This window comes from Nocardioides sp. PD653-B2, from assembly GCF_002117935.1.
GTDB lineage: Bacteria > Actinomycetota > Actinomycetes > Propionibacteriales > Nocardioidaceae > Nocardioides.
Genome location: NZ_BDJE01000032.1, coordinates 1 through 20,667 on the forward strand (window position 1 = coordinate 1; position 20,667 = coordinate 20,667).

Consider the following 20,667-nt stretch of genomic DNA (forward strand, 5'->3'; position numbering starts at 1 on the left):
TCCCGGCCGGGTACAGCTAGAAGTCGAACCCGTCGAACAGGTCGCCGACGCCGTCGCCGATCGACCCGATGCCGTCGCCGATCCCGTCACCGAGGGCACCGATGCCGTCGCCGAGCGCGTCGAAGCCGCCGAAGCTGCCGAACATCAGCCCGGCGAACATCAGGTTCATCGTGCTCATGCCGAAGTAGCCGGTGGCGTACGGCGCGTAGGCACGACCGCCTTCGTAGTACGGCACCCGCTGGGAGCCGACCATCACCATCCGGGAGTCGGGCTCGGCACCGGCGTGCACGCGCTCGGCGTCGAGGGCACACGCGGGGACGTCACGCGTCGCACCACCGGGCGGCGTCCAGGGGACGTCGACGACGGAGAGACCGTGGCGGGGGTCGAAGAAGCACGGCGGGCGGCGGGTCGGCAGCGGATCGCCCGCCACCCGCGCGCGGACGCACGCGATTGCGTAGCGCCCGTCTTCGAGGATCTCGGTGACGTGCCGGACGTCGTCGGGACGCGTCATCGCGTCGCCGGCCGTCTTGGCTGACTCGTAGGCGTCGAGGGCGCGCTGGTAGTCAGCGTTCTCCCCGGGCCCGAGCTCGCGTCCCGCGAGATCCAGGTCGAGTGCTTGGAGGTCTACCCCGAGCGCGGTGATGTCCTCGAAGGCCAGCTTCTTGACCGGCTCGAGCTCGGCGCGCTGCCGGTCGAGCTCACGCTGCTGGCTGGAGCGGCGTGCCACGACCGCGGCGACCACGAGAGCCGCCAGGACGATGAGGATCACCAGGCCCGTCATGCATCAAGCGTACGGAGCACGGCCAAGCGGTCAGGCCGGTGCCGGCTCCGGATCGTCCGCCGTCAGCGGCTGGGCGATGCTCTCCAGCGACTTGCCCTCCGCCTTGACGCCGAGGAACACCTGCACCAGCCCGCCCGCGATCATCAGGGCGGCGCCGATGAAGTAGCCGATCGCGATCTTGGTGATGTCGCCGCTCGCGGAGGCCTGGTCGATGAGCCAGCCGAAGAAGATCGGCCCGCTGATACCGCCGGCCGCGGTCCCGATCGCGTAGAAGAACGCGATGCACAGCGCCCGCGTCTCCATCGGGAAGACCTCGCTCGCGGTGAGGTACGCCGCGCTCGCGCCGGCCGAGGCGAAGAAGAAGATGATCGCCCCCATCAGGGTGAGTGTCACCGCGGTGACGCTGCCGAGGAAGATGCCCGTGCCCGCGAGCAGCACGCCCGAGAGGATGTAGGTGCCGGAGATCATCCGGACCCGGCCGACCGTGTCGAAGAGCTTGCTCAGGAGCAGCGCACCGGCGAAGTTGCTGGCGGCGAAGACGGCGAGATACCAGCCGGTCTGCTTCACGTCGAGGAACGTCGTGAGGGTGTCGCCGTAGGTGAAGAAGAACGCGTTGTAGAGGAACGCCTGTCCGACGAAGAGCGAGAAGCAGGTCAGGGTCCGCTTCGGGTAGAGCGTGAACACGGTCTTGGCGATCTCGACGATGCCGATGGTCTTCCGCTGGCGGATCGTGATCGTGTCGTCCACCCGGTCGAGCGCCGCGCCGGACTCGTCGGCGACGGTCTTCTCGATGCTCTCGACGATCCGCTCGCCCTCGTCCTCGCGTCCGTGGATGAAGAGCCAGCGGGGGCTCTCCGGCACGTGGCGACGCACGATCAGGATGCCGACCGCGAGGACGGCGCCGAGCCCGAACGCGAGCCGCCAGCCCCAGGCGGGATCGACGATCGTCGGGTCGAGCAGCGGGATGGTGAGGAGTGATCCGGCCGCCGCGCCGACCCAGAACGACCCGTTGATCGCGATGTCGACCCGGCCGCGGAACTTCGCCGGGATCAGCTCGTCGATGGCCGAGTTGATCGCGGCGTACTCACCGCCGATGCCCATGCCGGTCAGGAAGCGGGCGGCGAAGTACCACAGCGGGGTCATCGAGAACGCCGTGAGCACGGTGGCCGCGATGTAGACGCCGAGCGTGATCAGGAAGAGCTTCTTGCGGCCGAACCGGTCGGTCAGCTGCCCGAAGAACAGCGCCCCGATGCAGGCTCCGGCGACGTACACCGCGCCGGCGAGGCCGATGTCGAAGCTGCTCAGCCCGAGCCCGGTGCCGCTCGGCTTCAGCGCCGCCGACATCGACCCGACGATCGTCACCTCGAGCCCGTCGAGGATCCAGACGGTCCCGAGCCCGATGACGACCATCCAGTGCCACCGCGCCCACGGCAGCCGGTCGAGCCGCGCCGGGATGTCGGTCGTGATACGTCCTGTCTCCGCTCCCATGCCGGTGCCTTACCCATGTCAGGATCGGTGTATGTCAGCCGTCACTCCCACGCGCATCGAGACCCGGCGGACGATCGCCGCGGCCGCCGCCGACATCTTCGCCCTGCTCTGCGACCCGCACGGCCACGTCGCCATCGACTCCTCCGGGATGCTCCAGGACGCCGAGGGTGAGCGGGTGACCGCCGTCGGCGACAGCTTCGCGATCAAGATGGACCGGGAGTCGCTCAACGACTTCCCCGAGATGGGCGAGTACGACGTGACGGTGACGATCCGGGAGTTCGAGCAGGACGCGCTGATCTCCTGGACGGTCCTGGGCCGGGTCCGGCCCCAGATCGGGCACGTCTACGGCTACCGCCTCGAGCCGGATCCCGACGGCGGCACGCTCGTGACCTCGTTCTACGACTGGTCCGACATCCACGAGGACTGGAAGGCGATGGGCATCTTCCCGGTGCTCTCCGAGAACGCCCTGCGCGGCACCCTCGGGATCCTCGACCGGACGGTGCGGCGCGGCTACCCGCGACCGTAGCGGCTCAGCGCTGGCTGTAGTCCCGGAACCCGCGCTTGGTCTTGCGGCCGAGGTAGCCCGCGGTGACCAGGTGCTCGAGCAGGGGCGCCGGGGCGAAGCCGGGCTCGCGGAACTCCAGGTAGAGCTCACGCTGGATCGCCAGCGACACGTCGTTGCCGACCACGTCGAGCAGCTCGAAGGGGCCCATCGGCAGCGCGCAGCCCTGCTTCATCGCCAGGTCGATGTCGTCGGCCGTGGCGTAGTGCGCCTCGAGCATCTTGACCGCGTCGTTGAGGTAGGGGAAGAGCAGCGCGTTGACGATGAAGCCCGCGCGGTCGGCGCACGAGACCCCGACCTTGCCGATCTTCGCCACCAGCGCCCGGGTCGTCTCGGTGACGTCCTCGTCGGTGGAGACCGTCGAGACGATCTCGACCAGCTTCATGATCGGCGCCGGGTTGAAGAAGTGCATGCCGATGACGTCCTGCGGTCGCTTGGTCGCCTGGGCGCAGGCGATGACCGGCAGGCTGGACGTCGTGGTGGCCAGGATCGCACCGGGCTTGCAGATCTCGTCGAGGTTCTCGAAGAGCGTGGTCTTGACCTTCAGGTCCTCGGCGATCGCCTCGACCACGAGATCGACGTCCTCGAGGTCGTCGAGCGACGTGGACCCGGTCAGCCGGCCGAGCACCTCGGCCTTGGCCTCCTCGGTCGAGCGGCCGCGTTGGATCTGCTTGTCGAAGCTCTTGGTGATGGCCGCGACCACGCCGTCGACCTTGTCGGCCGATCGGCCGACGTAGAGGACGTCGTACCCGCTCTTGGCGAAGACCTCCACGATGCCGGTGGCCATGGTCCCGGTGCCGACGACGCCCACCTGCTTGATGTCGTGCTTGAGCTGGGGCTGCCCGTCGGCCGACGGCGTCCGGTCGTCGGCGACCACGGTCGGGCTGTCGGGGCCCTCGTAGGTGTAGAAGCCGCGGCCGGTCTTGCGGCCGAGCATGCCCGCGGTGACCATCTGCTTGAGGATCGGGGCCGGCGCGTGGAGGCGGTCGCGGCCCTGGCGGTACATCGTCTCGAGGATCTCGTACGCCGTGTCGAGGCCGATCAGGTCGAGCAGCGCGAGCGGGCCCATCGGGTAGCCGCAGCCGAAGCGCATCGCGGCGTCGATGTCCTCGCGGGTGGCGTAGCGGCCCTCGTACATCGAGACGGCGTGGTTGAGGTAGCCGAAGAGCAGGGTGTTGGCGATGAAACCGGCCTTGTCGCCGCAGACGACGGGGTTCTTGCCCAGCGCCTCGACCAGGGCCTTCACCTCGTCGAGCACGGACTGCTCGGTGACGACGGTGCGGACGATCTCGACCAGGTTCTGCACCGGCGCCGGGTTGAAGAAGTGCACGCCGATGACCCGGCCCGGGCTCGAGTTGGCTGTCGAGATCTCGGTGACCGAAAGGCTGGAGGTGTTGGTCGCGAGGATCGCGTCCGGCGACACGATGGCGTCGAGCTCGCGGAAGATGCCCTTCTTGACGTCGATCGACTCCACGACGGCCTCGATCACGAAGTCGGCGTCGGCGAGGTCCTTCAGCGCGGTGGAGAACGTGATCCGGCCGAGCAGCTCGGCCTGCTCCTCGGCGGTCATCTTCTCGCGCTTCACGGCCCGCCCGGTGGAGTGCTCGAGGTACTGCCGGCCGCGGGCCAGCGCCTCGTCGTTCTGCTCGACCCCGACGACGGCGTACCCGTTGCGGGCGAACACCTCGGCGATGCCGGCACCCATGGTGCCCAGGCCGATCACGCCGATGGTCGAGATGGTGCGGGGCTCAGGTGCCGAGGTCGTCATGTCGCGCATGGTTGCACGGGGGGACCCTCGGTGGCAGTGGCCTAGTTCACTCGCGAGTAACTTGGATCGTTCATGTGGCGGTCGGGGCGCTCATGACCACTCTCCGGCCGTGCCGATCGAGGCCCATCTGGACCTCCTTCTCCTGCATCCGGGTGTGCAGCGGACCCAGGTCGGCGAGCTCGACGAAGCCGAGTGACGCGTAGAACGGGGCGTTCCAAGGCACGTCGGCGTAGGTGCAGAGCGAGATCTCGGCGTACCCGCGCCGCGCCGCCTCGGCCATCGCCGCGCGGACCAGCGCGGTGCCGATCCCCCGGCGGTGCAGCGCCGGACGTACGGCGAGCTGCTCGAGGTGGGCGATGCCCTCCAGCTCCATGACGTGGGCGAACCCGGCCACCGGCTCACCGGCCACCAGCAGGAAGCCGGGGGCGGCCATCCGCCACTGACCCTTCGTCGGTCGCCAGTCGAGCGGCCCGAAGAGCGGCACGAACGTCTGGTCCGCCTCGCCCTCGATCGCGGTGACCAGGTCGAGGTCCTCCCGCCGGGCCGGGCGGACGGCGGTCTCGTCGGGCATGAGGGTCACTGTAGATTCGTCGCCCGTGAGACTCGTCGTAGCCCGGTGCCAGGTCGACTATGCCGGGCGACTGACCGCCCACCTCCCCCTGGCCACCCGGGTGCTGATGATCAAGGCCGACGGATCCGTGCTCGTGCACTCCGACGGCGGCTCCTACAAGCCACTGAACTGGATGTCACCCCCGTGCACGCTGCGCGAGGGCACCACCGAGGACGGCCAGGTCGAGTGGACCGTCACCAACCCGAAGACCGACGACACGCTGCGGATCCTGCTCATCGAGGTGTTCAGCGACTCCAGCCACGAGCTCGGCATCGACCCCGGCCTGCAGAAGGACGGCGTCGAGAAGCACCTCCAGGAGCTGCTCGCCGAGCACCCCGCGACCCTCTCCCCCGGGCTCACCCTGGTCCGCCGCGAGTTCCCCACCGCCATCGGTCCGGTCGACCTGATGTGTCGCGACGCCGACGGCGCCTCCGTCGCGGTCGAGATCAAGCGCCGGGGAGACATCGACGGCGTCGAGCAGCTCACCCGCTACCTCGAGCTGCTCAACCGCGACCCGCTGCTCTCGCCCGTCCGCGGCATCTTCGCCGCCCAGGAGATCAAGCCCCAGGCCCGCGTGCTCGCCACCGACCGCGGCATCGCCTGCGCGGTCGTCGACTACGACGCGCTGCGCGGGCTCGACGACCCGAGCCACCGGCTGTTCTGAGCACCGCCCGCCGGCGACGAACGAGGCCGCGACGGCGTGTCTCGAGACCAAACTCGCTCGCGCCGACCGTGCCCGTCGACCACGATGGCCGGCATGCTCCCCAACTACTTCGACGGTGACGTCGCGAAGCGGTACGACGACCCGGAGGACGCGATGTTCTCCCCCGAGGTCCTCGGGCCGACCGTCGACCTGTTGGTCGACCTCGCCGACGGGCGGGCCGCCCTGGAGCTGGCGATCGGCACCGGCCGGGTCGGGCTGCCGCTGAGCGAGCGCGGCGTGCCCGTCCACGGCATCGAGCTGTCCGAGGCGATGGTCAAGCAGCTGCGGGCGAAGCCCGGCGCCGAGAAGATCGCCGTGACGATCGGCGACATGACGTCGACCCGCGTGGAGGGCAGCTTCGGGCTCGCCTACCTGGTCTTCAACACCATCGGCAACGTGACGACCCAGGACGGCCAGGTCGCCGTCTTCGAGAACGCCGCCGCCCACCTCGAGCCGGGCGGCTGCTTCCTGATCGAGACCTCCGTGCCGATCGTGCGCCGGCTCCCGCCCGGGGAGCGGTTCGCCGTGTTCAACCACTCCGACGAGCACACCGGGATCGACGAGTACGACGTCGCCACCCAGCAGATGTGGTCACACCACTACTCGTCGACCGACGGCGAGACCTACCACCGCCGGACGATCCCGTTCCGCTACGCGTGGCCGGCGGAGCTGGACCTGATGGCGCGGATCGCCGGCATGCGGCTGCGCGACCGCTGGGCCGACTGGGACCGGTCACCGTTCACCGGGGACAGCGTCAAGCACGTGTCGGTGTGGGAGAAGGTGGGCGGATGAGGATCTTCCACATCGCCACCACGACCGACTGGCTGGCGGCCCAGAGCTCCGGCGCCTACACGACCTCGACCCGTGGGGTGACCCTCGAGGAGGAGGGCTACATCCATGCCAGCAGGCTCGACCAATGGGAGCGGGTGCGGGCGGCGTACTACGCCGACGTCGCCGAGCCGCTCGTGCTGCTCGAGATCGACACCGACCTGCTCGACGTCCCCGTGGTCGAGGAGATCCCCGCTCCGGGGATGACCGAGACCTTCCCGCACGTGTACGGCGCGATCGCGCCCGCCGCCGTGGTGGCGGTGACGGAGCTCTAGGCCGACTCGGGCTGCCCGGTGTGGGGCACCGCGATCCGGACGACCGTGCCCACGCCGACCTCGCTGTCGAGGTCGACCCACCCGCCGTGCGCCTCCACGATCGCCCGCACGATCGCGAGGCCGAGCCCCGCGCCCTGGGTCTGGTCGGCGATGGCGGCCGGCGCCCGGTAGAGCCGCTCGAAGATCTTGGCCTTCTCCTCGGGGGTGACGCCCATGCCCGTGTCGCGGACCTCGAGCATGCCCATCGTCCCGTGGTCGCGGACGCTGACGTCGACCCGACCTCCGGGACGGGTGAACTTGAGCGCGTTCGTCACGACGTTCTCCAGCACCTGCACCAGCCGGTAGAAGTCGCCGAGCACCGGCGCGACCTCGTCCTCCACCATGGTCAGCTGCAGTCCCCGCTCGCGGGCCCTGAGTGCGTGGTCGCCGACCACCTGGCGACCGATCACCGCGAGGTCGACCGGGGCCAGGTTGACCCGGAGCCGGTTGTCGTTGAGGTAGGCCATCGTCAGCAGGTCGTCCACGAGCTGCAGCTCGCGGCTGGCGTTGCGCTCGATCACGCCGAGCAGCTTGCGTGCTCGCCGGCTCAGGTCGAGCTCGTCGAGATCGGTCATCAGCTCCGCGTAGCCGATGATCGAGGTGAGCGGCGTCCGCAGCTCGTGGGAGACGGTGGCGATCAGCTCGTCGCGCTGCCGCAGGGACTCCTCCTGGATGCGGCGCCGCTCGGTGACGTCGCGCAGCGCGACGGAGACCAACAGCCCCTCGTCGGTGTCCAGCGGCGAGAGCGAGATCTCCACCGGGACCAGGTGCCCGTCGTGGTGACGCACGTACAGCTCCTGGGTGACGCCCATGCGGAGCCCGTTCGGCGACTCGAGGTAGCTCATGAAGCCCGCGAGGTTCGCCTCCTCCTGCCCCTCCGGCGACAGCAGGTCGATCCGGTTGCCGACGAGCTCGTTCGCCGGGTAGCCGAACACGTCGCTCATCCGGTTGTTCGTGAGCACGATGGCGCCGGTCGAGTCGACGATCACCGTCGCGTCGGGAGCCGCCTCGAGCAGGCTGCGGAAGCGCTCCTCGTCGCGGATGCGGGCCGTGATGTCACGGACGGTGGCCGACACGTAGTGCACGCCGTCGGCCTCGATCGGCGCCAGCGAGATCTCCGCGGGGAACTCCGTCCCGTCGCGGCGGACGGCGGCGAGCCGCAGCAGGCCCATCGGCCGGGGGTTCGGGTCCGCGCCGTAGCCCGACCGGCGCTTCGGGTGCCGCGCCCGGAAGCGGTCGGGCACGAGCAGCTCGATCGGCTCGCCCTCCAAGGACGCCGGGGTGCGGTCGAAGACCGCCTCGCACTGGGCGTTGGCGAGCACGATGCGACCGGCGCCGTCGACGATCACGACTGCGTCCGGCACCGCTTCGAAGACTCCCCGGAACAAGGATTCCGTGTGCCACTCCGTGTGCTCACTGGCCACGGAGGAACCTTAACCGGATATTGGAGCGATCCAAGGGTCCGTCAGACCAGCGCGGCGACGTCGTCGGCCACGCCCCAGCTGAGCGTGACCCCGGCGCCGCCGTGGCCGTAGCAGTGCACGACGTCCCCGACCCGCTCGACCCGGACCGCCGGCCGGACCGGCCGCAGTCCCACCTTGTGGCGCAGCACCCGAGCGCCGCGGAGGCCCGGCACCAGGTCCGTGGCCCGTCGGAGGATGTCCGCGGCGGTCTCCGGCGACGGGGTGCGGCTCCAGTCGCCCTCGACGTCGGTGCCGCCCACGACGATGTCGTGCTCGCGCGGCACCACGTAGGTCGGCCCAGCACTGTCGAGCCACCAGCGGTCGAGCCCGGTCTGCTCGACGTACATCACCTGCCCGCTCACCGGCACCACGGTCCGGTCCGAGCCGAGCAGCCGGGCCCCGAGCCCCGAGCAGTTCACGACCAGGCCCGCAGCCGCCGGCAGCGCGGACAGGTTGAGCCGGGTGATGGTGCCGCCCAGGTCGTCCACCCGGCCGGCGAGCCAGCGGAGGTAGACCTGCATGTCCGCGACCGGCGTCGCGAAGGTCCAGCCGTCGACGAAACCGGCCGGCAGGTCGCGGGTGCGCTCGAGAGCCGGCACGGCGGCCCGCCACCACGGGTCGGCCTGGGGGTTGCGGAACACCTCGGTGCCGCTCACCATCCGCACCCCGGAGTCGGGGTCCGTGTCGGCGATCGCGTCGAGCACGGCGTACGACGTCGCCGCCCACGCCGTGACGCGATCCTGCGGGAGGGCGCGGAACGGGTACCAGATCGCGGCCGCCACCGCCGAGGTCGTCTCGAGTGGCAGGTCGCGGGCCACGACGTCGACCCGGTGCCCGGCCTCGAGCAGGCGGACGGCGCAGGTCAGGCCGATCACGCCGGCCCCGACCACGATCACCCGAGCTGAGGACACCATGGGAGGCAGTCTGGCCCAGGCGGCGCGCGGGCAAGGTCACATTTCGCTCCCACCCGCTATTGACGTAGGTTCAACAGCGTGAGGCTGACCATTCTCGGAGTCCTGTCCGCCCTGCTGACGACGGGCCTGGCTGCGCTCGTGGTCGCGCCGGCCACACCGGCGGGCGCCGCGCCGCACTCCCCCGCCGTCGTCTCGCGCCAGGTCGTCTTCGAGTTGGAGAACACCAACGCCACCACGGTGCTCTGTGCGCCCGACAACCAGTCCTACCGGGTCCGCGCGCGCCTGGTCGGCCCCCGCCGCGACGTCCTCGGCCACGGCGACGCCCTGCGGGTCAACGTCCTGGTCCACGACCTCGGCACCGGCCCGTGGTTCTGGAACCTGCAACGCCACCCGGCGTACGACTACGCGACCAAGCTGGCCCGCAACGGCGAGACCTCGCTCGTGCTGGACCGCCTCGGGTACGGCGCGAGCCCGCTCGGGGACGGCGACGCGACCTGCCTCGGCGCCCAGGCCGACATGCTCCACCAGGTCGTCCAGCACCTCCGGTCCGGGAGCTACCACTTCACCCGCGCACGGGGCTCGACGCCCGCGGCCGCCCACGTCGTGACGCAGGGCCACGCCGTGGGTGCGGCGGTCGCCCAGGTCGAGGCGGCCACCTTCGACGACGTCGACGGCCTGGTCCTGATGTCGTGGACCGACGGTGGCGCCACCGCGCTCGCGACCCGGACCGCGGCCCGGCAGAACGCCGCCTGCGGTGGGAGCGCCGACTACGCGCCGTTCGCCGCGACGGCGACGGCCTTCCGCCGGCTGTTCTTCGCCAGCGCCCCGCGCGACGTGCAGCAGACCGCGGCCGCGCTGCGCGACCTGTCCCCCTGCGGTGACGCGACCTCGCTGAGGCGGCTCCTGCTCAGCTCCTCCCTGGGCGCCGGACGGGTCGAGGCGCCGGTCCTGCTGCTCTTCGGCAGCAAGGACGCGCTCAACCGGCCGGACGCCCGCGACCAGCAGGCGAGCTCGTACGGCGCGTCCCAGGAGGTCACCTCGCGCACCATCGCGGGAGCGGGCAGCGCGCTGCCGCTCGAGCGGTCGGCGGCCAAGACCCGGGCCGCCGTGCTCCGCTGGCTCGGCTGAGCGCGCCGTAACCCCGAGTTTCCCCGGCTCGTTGGGGCATCCGACGAAAGGTTCTCGGATGCCGTCTCGGACCCGCCCCCTCTGGCTGCTCGCCCTTCCCGCGCTCCTCGTCGCCCTCGGCGCGGCCCCCGCGTCCGCGCACGAGGAACGACCGGCCCAGTTCCCCGACGGCACCGGTCAGCGGCCGCAGTTCCTCGGCTACGACAACCACCGGCAGCGCGTGGTCTGCCACGGCGACAGCGCCGACCGGATCGCCGCACTGCCCGCCGGCGCGGCGAAGCGGCGCAGCGAGCGGCTGCTCGAGAGCTGCCGCTACCACTCGATCCAGGACGCGATCGACTCGATCGCGAAGCGTCGCACGTCGGTCTACGTGCTGCCCGGCACCTACCACGAGGAGAAGTACGCCTCGTCGAAGCGCAGCGAGTACTGCTCCCACCTCCAGACCTCCTCGAAGGCACCGCTGCTCTCCTCCGAGTACATCGGCAGCCTCTCCTCGCCCGACCCGGGCGCCGAGCAGGAGGCTGCGGAGACCGGCGAGTCCAACCCGATCGCGCTGTCGTACGCCGACCAGCGCACCTGCGCCCACAACCTCAACCTGATCGCGCTCTTCGGCGACCGCACCCCGGACAACGGCTCCATCAGCTGCGACAGCCGCTTCTGCGGCACCCAGCTGGTCGGCACGGGCCGCGGCCCGGGCGACGTCGTCGTCGACAACCGCTTCGCCAAGCTCAACGGCATCCGCGCCGACCGGATGGGCGGCTTCTACCTGAGCAACATGACCTTCCAGCAGGCCGAGTTCAACGCGATCTACGTCCTCGAGACCGACGGGTTCGTGCTCGACCGAGTGATCGCCCGCGGCAACGACGAGTACGGCATCCTCGCCTTCGCGAGCGACCACGGGCTGATCGAGGACTCCGAGGCCTACTACAACGGCGACTCGGGCATCTACCCCGGCTCCGGCTCCGACCTCAACGCCGACAACCCGGACTTCGAGGTCACCCGCTACGCGATCGAGATCCGCCGCAACAACAGCCACGACAACACGCTCGGCTACTCCGGGACCGCGGGGAACTCGATCTGGGCGCACGACAACGACTTCCACGACAACGCGACGGGCATCGCGACCGACTCGCTCTTCCCCGGGCACCCGGGCCTGCCCCAGGACCACGCGCGGTGGAGCCGCAACCGCGTGTTCTCCAACAACCACAACTGGTACGTCGAGTTCGTCGACTCGGGCATCTGCAGCAGGCCGATGCCGCGGCGCGGCTACCTGGACGGCACCGTCTGCCCGGTGGTCCCGACGCCGGTCGGCACCGGCGTGCTGATCGCCGGCGGCAACTTCGACTCCACCGACCACAACTGGATCTACGACAACTGGCGCTACGGCACCATGCAGTTCTGGGTCCCGGCGGCGCTGCGCGACGACTACGACCCGGACCACCAGTACGACACCTCGAACCACAACCACACCGTCGCGAACCACATGGGCACCGACCCGGCCGGACACGAGCGTCCCAACGGCCTGGACCACTGGTGGGACGACCAGGGCGTCGGCAACTGCTGGGAGGACAACCACTACGGCTCGGCCGGCCAGACCGACAACTTCACCGTCGACCCGCCCGCCTGCGCCGACGGCGGCTCGGTGTTCCTGCCCGGGGCCGCGGTGAAGGACGCGGGCTTCCTCAGCTGCAGCCAGTACGACCGCAACGACCCGGCCTGGCAGCACCCGACGGGGTGCACCTGGTTCGACAGCCCGACCGAGCCCGGGTCGGAGGCCGTCGTACCGGACCAGGTGTCGTCGAGCGCCCTCGTACTCGCGCCGCTCCTGACGACGGCGGGAGCCCTGGCGCTCGCGTTCGGTCTGGGCCGGCGGGGTGGCCGGGCCCGGTGGCGCCGTGCTGCATAGGTTCGCGTTCCTCGCCGGCCTCCTGGCCGTGACGCTGGCCGGGGGCGGCGTGGCGGTGGCCCGCAGCGCGCCGGCGCTCTCGGCCTCGGGGCCGACGACGGTCCAGGGGACCGAGGCCACCGCCGTCTTCCGGATCGCCGACCGGACCGTGCGCCAGGTCCGGTACGTCGACGGCGGGACGCTGCGCTACACGTTCCGGGTCACCAACGACGACCGGTTCCCGGTGTCGGTGCGCGGGCTGGCCGCAGACCAGCCGGCGACGCGGCTGTTCACCTACGTCGGGCTCGTCGACGAGGACGGTGACGACGAGTTCCGTCTCGGGCCCGGCGAGTCCCGCCTGGTGACCCTCTCGCTGCGGATGGGTGGCTGCGAGACGCTCTCGGCTCGGGCCGGCGCCTTCGTGACCGAGGTGGTCGTCGACACCGAGCGCGCGGGCGGCGTCCTCGACGGCGACGTCCGCGTGGCCCTGCCGGAGGAGGTCCACACCGGCTCGCCCCGGGAGGCGTTCTGCCCGAACTCGACGGCGACCTCGCGGCCACCGGGGTAGCGGAGACGCGCCAGCGGGTGAGTCCCAGCGGCTCGCCAGCTGCAGACCGAGGGTCTCGTCAGGCGCCGGCCTGGCGGGGAGCCGTCGGGTCGTTCTCGCCGACGCTCTGCTCGCGAGCGACGTACTCCTCGATGTCCTCGATGTCGTCGACGTTGCGCTTCACGACGGCCAGCAGGTCGCTCATCGTGGCGACCTCCTCGACCTGCTCCTTGATGAACCACTGCATGAACTGCTCGGAGGCGAAGTCGTACTCCTCGCGGGCGATCCGCAGCAGCCCGTTGATCTGGTCGGTGACCCGCTTCTCCTGGGCCAGGGCCAGCGCGACCGGCGCGACGACGTCCTCGAAGTCGTTGACCGGCGCCTCGACGGCGGGGATGACCACCTTCGTGTCGGTGTCGAGGAGGTACTGGATCATCATCGCCGCGTGGGCCCGCTCCTCGAGCGCCTGGGCGTAGAAGAACGCCGCCATCTGCGGCATCGTGAGGTCGTCGTAGTGGACCGCGCAGGCCAGGTACTGGTTGTGCGCGGCCAGCTCGTTGCCGATCTGGACGTTCAGCTGGTCGGTGAATCGCGTGGCGGCCACGGGGCGCTCCTCGGGTCGTCGGTCTGGCCAGGTGTCAGGCGGGCGCTCAGGCTGCCTTGGCGAGCTTCTTCTTGGTGACCTTCTTGCCGTCTACCCGAACGAGCTTGCGCTTCTTGACCGTATACCCCGGGGGCAGGGTGCCTTCCTTCAGCATCCGCAGCGGACACCGACCGCACTTGGACGTGGACACGCAGCACTCCGTCTTGGGGAGCTTGCGCACCTGCGACTTCTTCTTGCCCACGAAGGGGACCCTAACACGACCAAGGGTTGCCTTACCTCACGTACTGGACACCCCGGGCAGCGCGCGGTCCCCGAGGTCGACTATTCACTGTGTGTATAGTCGCCGGCATGAGCACCGCACTCCCCCTCCTGGCTCTCCTCGAGCAGGAGCCGGCCCACGGCTACACGTTGAAGCAGCGCTACGACGACCGCTTCGCCCGGACCCGACCGATGGCCTTCGGGCAGGTGTACGCCGCACTCGCCCGGTTCGAGACGAAGGGCTGGGCCGAGGTCACCGGGATCGAGGTCGTCGACGGTCCCGAACGCAAGCGCTACCGGGTCACCGACGACGGGGTCGCAGCGGTGACCACCTGGGTCTACACCCCACAGCAGCCGACGGAGTTCGCCATGAGCAACCTCTACACCCGGGTCAGCGTGGCCCTCACCTCCGGTCGCTCCGCCGCCGAGGTCCTCGACCGCCAGCGGGTGCAACACCTCGCCCGGATGCGCGAGCTGACCGAGCAACGCAAGACCGCCACCGCGGCCGCCCAGCTCGCGATCACCTACGAGCTGGTCCACCTCGACGCCGACCTGCGGTGGATCCAGGAGGCCGGCACCCGGCTGGAGGAGCTCCGATGAGGCCCGGACCGGCCGTTCTCGAGGCCCGCGCCCTGACGGTCCGTTTCGGCGACACGGTCGCCGTCGATGCCGTCGACCTGGCGGTCGAGCCCGGGTCCCGCACCGCTGTCATGGGTCCGTCCGGGTCGGGCAAGTCCACGCTCGTGCACGCGTTGGCCGGCGTCGTACGACCCGACGGAGGCGAGGTGTGGTTCGAGGACGAGCGGCTCGACCTCCTCGGCGAGGCCGAGCGCAGCCGGCGCCGCCTGGCCAGGATGGGCATGGTCTTCCAGTTCGGCGACCTGGTGCCGGAGCTCACCCTGGTCGAGAACGTCATGCTCCCTCTCCAGGTCCTGGGCGAGAGGGCCCGCTCCGCCCGCGCCCGGGCGCTCGAGATGCTCGACGCGCTCGGCGTGGCCGACCTCGCCGACCGCCGCACGGGTGCGGTGTCCGGCGGCCAGGTCCAGCGCGCCGCCGTGGCGCGGGCCCTGGTGCACCGCCCGGCCGTGGTGCTGGCTGACGAGCCCACGGGGGCGCTCGACAGCCTCACCGCGGAACGGGTGCTCGACACGATGGTCGCCGTCACGACGGCGGCCGGCGCGGCGCTGGTCGTGGTCACCCACGACCACGTCGTCGCCTCCCACCTCGACGACCTCGTCGTGGTCCGGGACGGGCGGATCGCCGCCGGAGCGATCGCGTGACGTCACTCCTGCTCGGTCTGCGCCTGTCGGTCACCCCCGCGGCGCGGCTGCGGACGGCGCTGCTGGTGCTGGCCGCGGCGCTCGGCGCCGCCGTCGTCGTGGTGACCCTCGCCGCCGGCCGGCACCAGCTGGTCACCGCGACGTCGTACCAGGCCGAGATGCCGCGGCTCGTGCTCGTCGTCGTCGCCGCGGTCGCGCTGCCCTGCGTCGTCCTCGTCGCGACGGTCGCCCGGCTCTCGGCCTCGTTGCGCGACCGGCGGCTCGCCAACCTGCGGCTGATCGGGCTGAGCCCGAACCAGACCCGCCTGATCGGCACGGGCGAGGCCGGCGGCGCCTCCCTCGTCGGCGCCCTCCTCGGCTGGGGCCTGTTCTGGCTCGCGCGGCCGCTCCTGCTGGGGCACGCGCCGGCCGGCGCCGCCTGGGGCGACTTCTTCCGGCCCACGGTCGTCGACCAGGCGCTCGTGGTCGTCGGAGTCCCCGCGATCGCGATCCTGGCGAGCGTGCTCCCGGCGCGCTCCTCGGTCGACGACGCCCTCGCGCTCACCCGCCGCGCCGACCGGCGCCCGCCCGGCTGGTGGCGCCTCCTGCCTCTCGCCGCCGGTGCGGCCCTCTGCCTCTCGGTCGTCGGGTCCACTCCCGGAGACGGCAACGTCTCCGATGCCCAGGTCGCCGCCCTCTTCGGCGGGATCGGGCTGACCGCGGTCGGCATGCTCCTCGTGCTGCCGGTGCTGGTGCGCCTGATCACCCGGTTCTCCTCGGGCCGATCGCTCGGCCCGTCCCAGCGACTCGCCGTACGACGGCTCGAGGCGCAGCCGGCCGGCGTGGCCCGGATCATCGCGGCGCTGCTGATCGGGTTGTTCCTCGCGACCGGCGCTCGCTTCGTGCTCGTCGCGTTCGAGAGCACGCCGCAGTACGTCCAGGCCGAGCGCAACGTGAAGGTCCAGCAACGGGTGGAGGTGACGACGACCCAGAAGCGGGCCGAGAGCGTCGCCGCGAGGCTGGCGCAGACCGAGGGCGTGACCGGAGTGGTCGACCTCCCCATCCTCCACAACAGCCAGGAGGGCAGCGAGGCGATGGTCGCGACCTGCGAGCAGCTGGCCGCGATCGACCCCGGGTTCGAGGGTTGCCGCAACGATGAGCCGATGCGGCTCGGCAGCGGGAGCGCGACCGGCCCGGCGTCCGGGCCCACGGCGTGGAGTGCGGACGAACGCGACGCTCGGCCGGTGGTGACCACACCGGCCGACCTCCCCGTGGCCACCGTCGACCGCCCGGCCTTCGACGCCCTGTCGCCGATCTACGCCGACGTGATCATCCCGCCCCAGATGGTCGGCGACCTGCCGCCGACCACCCGGCACAGCATCCTCGTCGTCGGCCCACCCGGCCCCGACCTGGCCGGCAGGCTGGCTGGCCTGGGCTTCCAGTCCAGCTACTACGGCACCGAAGACTACGACTTCGTCGCGACCATGCGGTCGGTGATCTGGACCGTCGCGGGGGTCGTGCTCGGCGTCGGCCTCCTGGCCCTCCTGGTCTCCGCGATCGACCGCGCCTCCCAACGGCGCAAGGAGGTCGTCGCCCTCCAGCTGGTCGGCATCGGCCGGGGCACCATCCGGCGTGCGCAGGGACTGGAGACGGCGGTGCCCGTCGTCATCGGCTCGGTCCTCGCCGTCGGGCTCGGCGCGCTCGCCGGTGCCACGTTCCTCAGCGTCGACGACAGCTCCACGGTCCCCTGGGCCCAGACGGTCGTCCTCGGCGGCGTGGCCGTCGTGGGAGGCCTCGTCGTGGCGGCGATCACCATGGTCGCCTGCGCCCCGCGGGTGCGGGCCGAGGAGATCCGGGCCGAGTAGGCCTCAGTCGAGTCCGCCGGCCAGCCGCCAGCCGTCGGCATCCTTCTCGAGCTCGACGACGCCGCAGTTCGGCAGCACCGTCCCCAGCCCGTGAGCGCGCGGTAGGCCGACCAGCTGCGGCACCGTCGCGAGGATCGCGCCGCCGTGGCCGACGACCAGGACGCTCTCGCCCGGATGCGCGTCGGCGACCTCCTGGAGCACACCCTCGACCCGCGCGACGACGTCGGACACCCGCTCGCCGCCGTCGATGGTGGCGGTGTCGTCGCCCCGGGCCCACGCCAGGAACACCGGCCCGATCGTGGTGGCCTCGTCGCCGACGGTGCCGGCCAGCGAGCCCACGCCGTACTCCCGCAGCCCTTCGCGTACGACGACGTCGACCCCCAGCGCGGCCGCGGCGATCTCGGCCGTCTGCACCGCCCGCGACAGCGGGCTCGTCCACACCCGGGCGATCCGCTCACCCCGGAGCCGGTCGGCGAGCTCGCGCGCCTGGCGTCGTCCGAGCGCGGTGAGGCTCCCGCCGTCGTCGCTGCAGAGCTCGGTCTCGTACTCCGCCTCACCGTGGCGCGCGACGAAGAGTCGTGCCGCGCACTGCAGCGAGGTCATCTCAGTCGAGGTCGTTCGCCGTGCGGATCACGTCGACGATGCCGCCCATGATCTCGGTCAGCCCGAAGTCCTTCGGCGTGTAGACAGCGGCCACGCCCAGCTCGATCAGCCGGCGACCGTCGGAGTCGGGGATGATCCCGCCGACGATGACCGGCACGTCACCGAGGCCGGCCTCGCGGAGGCCGTCGAGGATGTCGGGCACCAGCTCCATGTGGGATCCGGAGAGGATCGAGAGCCCGACGCAGTGCACGTCCTCGGCGATCGCAGCCGCGACGATCTGGTCGGGGGTCAGCCGGATGCCCTGGTAGATGACCTCGAAGCCGGCGTCGCGCGCACGGACCGCGACCTGCTCGGCGCCGTTCGAGTGGCCGTCGAGACCCGGCTTGCCGACGAGCAGCCGCAGGCGTCCGCCGAGCTCCTCCCCCGTGGCCCGGACCCGCTCGCGCACGGCGGCCAGCTCGGCGCCGGCGTCCCCCGCCATGGACCCCGCCCCGACGGCACCCGAGACCCCGGTCGGGCCGCGGTACTCGCCGAACACCTCGCGCAGGGTGGCCGCCCACTCCCCCGTGGTGGCGCCGGCGCGGGCCGCGACCAGGGTGGGGCCGACCAGGTTGGTGTCGGTCTTCGCAGCGGCCGCGAGCGCGGCGAGCGCCTCGGCCACCTCGGTCTCGTCGCGCTCGGCCTTCCACGCCTCGACGCTGGCCAGCGCGGTCTTCTCGGCCTCCGGGTCGGCGGCCATGATCGCGCCGTCGAGGTCGGCGGTCAGCGGAGACGGCTCGGTGGTCTCGAAGATGTTGACGCCGACGATCTTCTCCTCGCCCGACTCGATCCGGGCGCGGCGGGCGGCGTGCGAGGAGACCAGCTCGGACTTCATGTACTCGACAGCCTCGATGGCACCGCCCATCGCCTGCACCCGGTCGATCTCGGCCTGGGCGCCCTCGACCAGCTCGGTGACCTTGGCCTCGATGACGTGCGAGCCCTCGAAGATGTCGTCGTACTCCAGCAGGTCGGACTCGAAGGCCAGCACCTGCTGCAGCCGCAGCGACCACTGCTGGTCCCACGGCCGGGGCAGGCCGAGCGCCTCGTTCCAGGCGGGCAGTTGCACGGCGCGGGCCCGGGCGTTCTTGGACAGGGTGACCCCGAGCATCTCCAGCACGATGCGCTGCACGTTGTTCTCGGGCTGGGCCTCGGTCAGGCCGAGCGAGTTGACCTGCACGCCGTACCGGAACCGGCGCATCTTCGGGTCCTCGACGCCGTAGCGCTCCCGGGTGATCTGGTCCCAGAGCCGGACGAAGGCCCGCATCTTGCAGGTCTCCTCGACGAACCGGACCCCGGCGTTGACGAAGAACGAGATCCGCCCGACCACCTTGCCGAAGTCGGCCTCGGACACCTGGCCGGAGCTCTTCACCTGGTCGAGCACGGCGATCGCGGTGCACAGCGCGTAGGCGAGCTCCTGCGTCGGTGTCGCGCCGGCCTCCTGCAGGTGGTAGCTGCAGATGTTGATCGGGTTCCACTGCGGCACCTGGTGGACCGTGTAGGCGATCATGTCGGCGGTCAGCCGCATCGAGGCCTCGGGCGGGAACGCGTAGGTCCCGCGGGAGAGGTACTCCTTGATGATGTCGTTCTGGGTGGTCCCGGCCAGCTGGGCGGCGACCTCCTCCGGCGTGGAGTCGGGGTTCTGCTCCTCGGCCACGACCTGGTAGAGCGCGAGCATCCACATCGCGACCGCGTTGATCGTCATCGAGGTGTTCATCTCGACGAGCGGAATGTCCGCGAAGAGGCGACGCATCTCGCCGAGGTGCGGGATCGGGACACCGACCTTGCCGACCTCGCCGCGGGCGAGCGGGGAGTCCGGGTCGTAGCCGGTCTGGGTCGGCAGGTCGAAGGCGACCGAGAGGCCGGTCTGGCCCTTGGCGAGGTTGGTGCGGTAGAGCGCGTTGGACGCGGCGGCCGTCGAGTGGCCGGCGTACGTGCGCATCACCCAGGGGCGGTCCTTCTCGGGACGGTCCTTCTCGGTCATGCACCGAGGGTAGGACGAGACCTACCGAGAAGTAACCGCCTCGTCGTGTGGCTTATCCGACACGACCCGGCAGGTCACGCGGAGACGACGGAGCGCTCCACCTCGACGACGCGGATCAGGTGGGAGAGATGCAGCATCCGGCGTACGGCGGGCCCGCAGCCGCGCAGCGTGAGGCGGTGGCCGTCGCGGCTGGCCATGCGGGTGGCGACCGCGAGCACCTTGAGAGCGGTCATGTCGATGGTGGTGACGTCGGTGAGATCGACGACGACGTCCTCGTCGTGGCCCTCGAGGTGCTCGTAGATCGCGGTGCGGACCTCCCACGTGCTGCGCACGTCGAAGTCACCGCTGAGCACCAGCGTCGAGCCGTCGGTCAGGATCTCCATGCGCTGCCCCATCCCCGAGATGGATTGCCTTGTCACTCACTATGACGCTCGTGAGGCCCCGGAGGTTGCGTCACGTCCCGGAGTTTTCCGCCGTGTCGCGTCCACAAGCGCCACCCCCGCGGTACCCAGCGCGAGGAGCGCCATGCCCGCGACCCCCTCCGGAGCGAAGATGTGGCCGACGTGGACGAGCCAGGCCCCGGCCAGCAGGAGCAGCGCGACCGCCCCCGGCGCCGCGTTGCGGACCACCTGGTCGACCACGGTCAGCGCACCGCAGGCGAGCAGCGCCCAGGAGCCGATCTCGCCGAGCGGCGTGCCGATCCCGAAGAGCAGGCTCACCGCCTCGGGGCGGGGCACCCCCGGCCCGAGCTCGTGGGTGACGTAGCCCGCGGCGACCCCGCTGATCACATCGAGCGCGGTGTAGAAGGTCGCGTAGACGTACGCCGTCGTCCGGATCCCCCACGCCAGCAGATCAGTCCGGAGCCGCACCAGTGCGGCGAGCGCGACCCCGACCAGCGGAAAGACCAGGAGCCCCGGGATGTGCAGCGCGAACCACCGCTGCGACGTGTCGTAGGTGAGGTGGTGCGGATGGAGGAGCCCGGCCAGCGCCAGGCACAGGGCCGGAAGGGCGAGCAGTGCCGGCGGGCCGAGTCGTCTCATGCCTCCCGACCGTACGTCGACACCCGG

General features: G+C 71.2%; 22 protein-coding genes. 10 read left to right on the forward strand and 12 right to left on the reverse strand.

Going from position 1 to position 20,667, the window contains the following annotated elements; translation table 11 throughout:
- Positions 1-16 precede the first annotated feature (16 nt).
- Positions 17-781, reverse strand: coding sequence for a hypothetical protein (locus PD653B2_RS13740; RefSeq protein WP_085872956.1), 765 nt, complete (start codon positions 779-781; stop codon positions 17-19).
- 30 nt (positions 782-811) lie between these two features.
- Positions 812-2,269, reverse strand: coding sequence for an MFS transporter (locus PD653B2_RS13745; RefSeq protein WP_085872957.1), 1,458 nt, complete (start codon positions 2,267-2,269; stop codon positions 812-814).
- Positions 2,270-2,300: 31 nt separating this feature from the next.
- Here PD653B2_RS13745 and PD653B2_RS13750 point away from each other — a divergent pair, with 31 nt between their 5' ends.
- The gene (locus PD653B2_RS13750; RefSeq protein WP_085872958.1) at positions 2,301-2,795 is read left to right on the forward strand and encodes a polyketide cyclase; all 495 of its coding nucleotides are present in this window, start codon (positions 2,301-2,303) and stop codon (positions 2,793-2,795) included.
- A 4-nt stretch (positions 2,796-2,799) separates the two neighbouring features.
- Here PD653B2_RS13750 and PD653B2_RS13755 read toward each other — a convergent pair whose 3' ends face one another.
- The gene (locus tag PD653B2_RS13755) at positions 2,800-4,599 is read right to left on the reverse strand and encodes a 3-hydroxyacyl-CoA dehydrogenase family protein (RefSeq protein WP_085873095.1); all 1,800 of its coding nucleotides are present in this window, start codon (positions 4,597-4,599) and stop codon (positions 2,800-2,802) included.
- Between the two features lie 70 nt (positions 4,600-4,669).
- A complete protein-coding gene (locus PD653B2_RS13760; RefSeq protein WP_085873096.1) occupies positions 4,670-5,170 on the reverse strand; it encodes a GNAT family N-acetyltransferase in 501 nt (166 codons plus the stop codon).
- A 25-nt stretch (positions 5,171-5,195) separates the two neighbouring features.
- Between PD653B2_RS13760 and nucS the strand changes: the two genes are divergently transcribed.
- The 3 genes from nucS to PD653B2_RS13775 all read left to right on the forward strand — a co-directional run bounded on the left by nucS (position 5,196) and on the right by PD653B2_RS13775 (position 7,015).
- A complete protein-coding gene (nucS, locus tag PD653B2_RS13765) occupies positions 5,196-5,873 on the forward strand; it encodes an endonuclease NucS (RefSeq protein WP_207559482.1) in 678 nt (225 codons plus the stop codon).
- A 93-nt stretch (positions 5,874-5,966) separates the two neighbouring features.
- A complete protein-coding gene (locus tag PD653B2_RS13770; RefSeq protein WP_085872960.1) occupies positions 5,967-6,704 on the forward strand; it encodes a class I SAM-dependent DNA methyltransferase in 738 nt (245 codons plus the stop codon).
- On the forward strand, positions 6,701-7,015 hold the full coding sequence (locus PD653B2_RS13775) for a DUF952 domain-containing protein (protein ID WP_085872961.1): 315 nt from the start codon (positions 6,701-6,703) through the stop codon (positions 7,013-7,015). The genes PD653B2_RS13770 and PD653B2_RS13775 overlap by 4 nt, the downstream gene beginning before the upstream one ends.
- On the opposite strand, the gene PD653B2_RS13780 is transcribed toward PD653B2_RS13775, so the two are convergent.
- Entirely contained in the window at positions 7,012-8,478 is a 1,467-nt protein-coding gene (locus PD653B2_RS13780; protein ID WP_085872962.1) for a PAS domain S-box protein, read from the reverse strand. The two genes, PD653B2_RS13775 and PD653B2_RS13780, sit on opposite strands and share 4 nt — an antisense overlap.
- Before the next feature lie 41 nt (positions 8,479-8,519).
- A complete protein-coding gene (locus PD653B2_RS13785) occupies positions 8,520-9,431 on the reverse strand; it encodes an FAD-dependent oxidoreductase (protein WP_085872963.1) in 912 nt (303 codons plus the stop codon).
- Positions 9,432-9,509: 78 nt separating this feature from the next.
- On the opposite strand from PD653B2_RS13785, the gene PD653B2_RS13790 reads away from it, so the two are divergent.
- From PD653B2_RS13790 to PD653B2_RS13800, 3 genes are read left to right on the forward strand one after another with little or no spacing between them, the layout of a single operon-like run.
- Positions 9,510-10,559, forward strand: coding sequence for an alpha/beta hydrolase (locus PD653B2_RS13790; RefSeq protein WP_085872964.1), 1,050 nt, complete (start codon positions 9,510-9,512; stop codon positions 10,557-10,559).
- A gap of 58 nt (positions 10,560-10,617) precedes the next feature.
- On the forward strand, positions 10,618-12,465 hold the full coding sequence (locus tag PD653B2_RS13795; protein WP_085872965.1) for a right-handed parallel beta-helix repeat-containing protein: 1,848 nt from the start codon (positions 10,618-10,620) through the stop codon (positions 12,463-12,465).
- On the forward strand, positions 12,455-13,012 hold the full coding sequence (locus PD653B2_RS13800) for a hypothetical protein (protein WP_133059070.1): 558 nt from the start codon (positions 12,455-12,457) through the stop codon (positions 13,010-13,012). The genes PD653B2_RS13795 and PD653B2_RS13800 overlap by 11 nt, the downstream gene beginning before the upstream one ends.
- A gap of 58 nt (positions 13,013-13,070) precedes the next feature.
- Here PD653B2_RS13800 and PD653B2_RS13805 read toward each other — a convergent pair whose 3' ends face one another.
- Both PD653B2_RS13805 and PD653B2_RS13810 read right to left on the reverse strand, forming a co-directional pair.
- Positions 13,071-13,595, reverse strand: a complete 525-nt coding sequence (locus tag PD653B2_RS13805; RefSeq protein ID WP_085872967.1) for a ferritin — start codon at positions 13,593-13,595, stop codon at positions 13,071-13,073.
- Positions 13,596-13,641: 46 nt separating this feature from the next.
- Complete coding sequence (locus PD653B2_RS13810; RefSeq protein ID WP_085872968.1) at positions 13,642-13,836, reverse strand: hypothetical protein; 195 nt, start codon at positions 13,834-13,836, stop codon at positions 13,642-13,644.
- A 107-nt stretch (positions 13,837-13,943) separates the two neighbouring features.
- Here PD653B2_RS13810 and PD653B2_RS13815 point away from each other — a divergent pair, with 107 nt between their 5' ends.
- Genes PD653B2_RS13815 through PD653B2_RS13825 form a run of 3 tightly spaced genes read left to right on the forward strand, consistent with a single transcriptional unit; the run spans position 13,944 to position 16,977 of the window.
- The gene (locus tag PD653B2_RS13815; RefSeq protein WP_085872969.1) at positions 13,944-14,453 is read left to right on the forward strand and encodes a PadR family transcriptional regulator; all 510 of its coding nucleotides are present in this window, start codon (positions 13,944-13,946) and stop codon (positions 14,451-14,453) included.
- Positions 14,450-15,133, forward strand: a complete 684-nt coding sequence (locus PD653B2_RS13820; RefSeq protein ID WP_085872970.1) for an ABC transporter ATP-binding protein — start codon at positions 14,450-14,452, stop codon at positions 15,131-15,133. Before PD653B2_RS13815 ends, PD653B2_RS13820 begins: the two co-directional genes overlap by 4 nt.
- The gene (locus PD653B2_RS13825; RefSeq protein ID WP_085872971.1) at positions 15,130-16,977 is read left to right on the forward strand and encodes an FtsX-like permease family protein; all 1,848 of its coding nucleotides are present in this window, start codon (positions 15,130-15,132) and stop codon (positions 16,975-16,977) included. Before PD653B2_RS13820 ends, PD653B2_RS13825 begins: the two co-directional genes overlap by 4 nt.
- Positions 16,978-16,980: 3 nt before the next feature.
- Here PD653B2_RS13825 and PD653B2_RS13830 read toward each other — a convergent pair whose 3' ends face one another.
- The 4 genes from PD653B2_RS13830 to PD653B2_RS13845 form a co-directional block, all read right to left on the reverse strand.
- Positions 16,981-17,580: a histidine phosphatase family protein gene (locus PD653B2_RS13830; protein WP_085872972.1), complete on the reverse strand. Its 600-nt coding sequence runs from the start codon at positions 17,578-17,580 to the stop codon at positions 16,981-16,983.
- A gap of 1 nt (position 17,581) precedes the next feature.
- Positions 17,582-19,600, reverse strand: coding sequence for a protein meaA (locus PD653B2_RS13835; RefSeq protein WP_085872973.1), 2,019 nt, complete (start codon positions 19,598-19,600; stop codon positions 17,582-17,584).
- Between the two features lie 74 nt (positions 19,601-19,674).
- Positions 19,675-19,983 (reverse strand): STAS domain-containing protein, encoded by a 309-nt coding sequence (locus PD653B2_RS13840; protein WP_085872974.1) that lies wholly within the window; start codon positions 19,981-19,983, stop codon positions 19,675-19,677.
- A gap of 39 nt (positions 19,984-20,022) precedes the next feature.
- Positions 20,023-20,640 carry a hypothetical protein gene (locus PD653B2_RS13845; protein WP_085872975.1) on the reverse strand — a complete coding sequence of 206 codons (618 nt, stop codon included), beginning with the start codon at positions 20,638-20,640 and terminating at the stop codon, positions 20,023-20,025.
- Between the last annotated feature and the right edge of the window lie 27 nt (positions 20,641-20,667).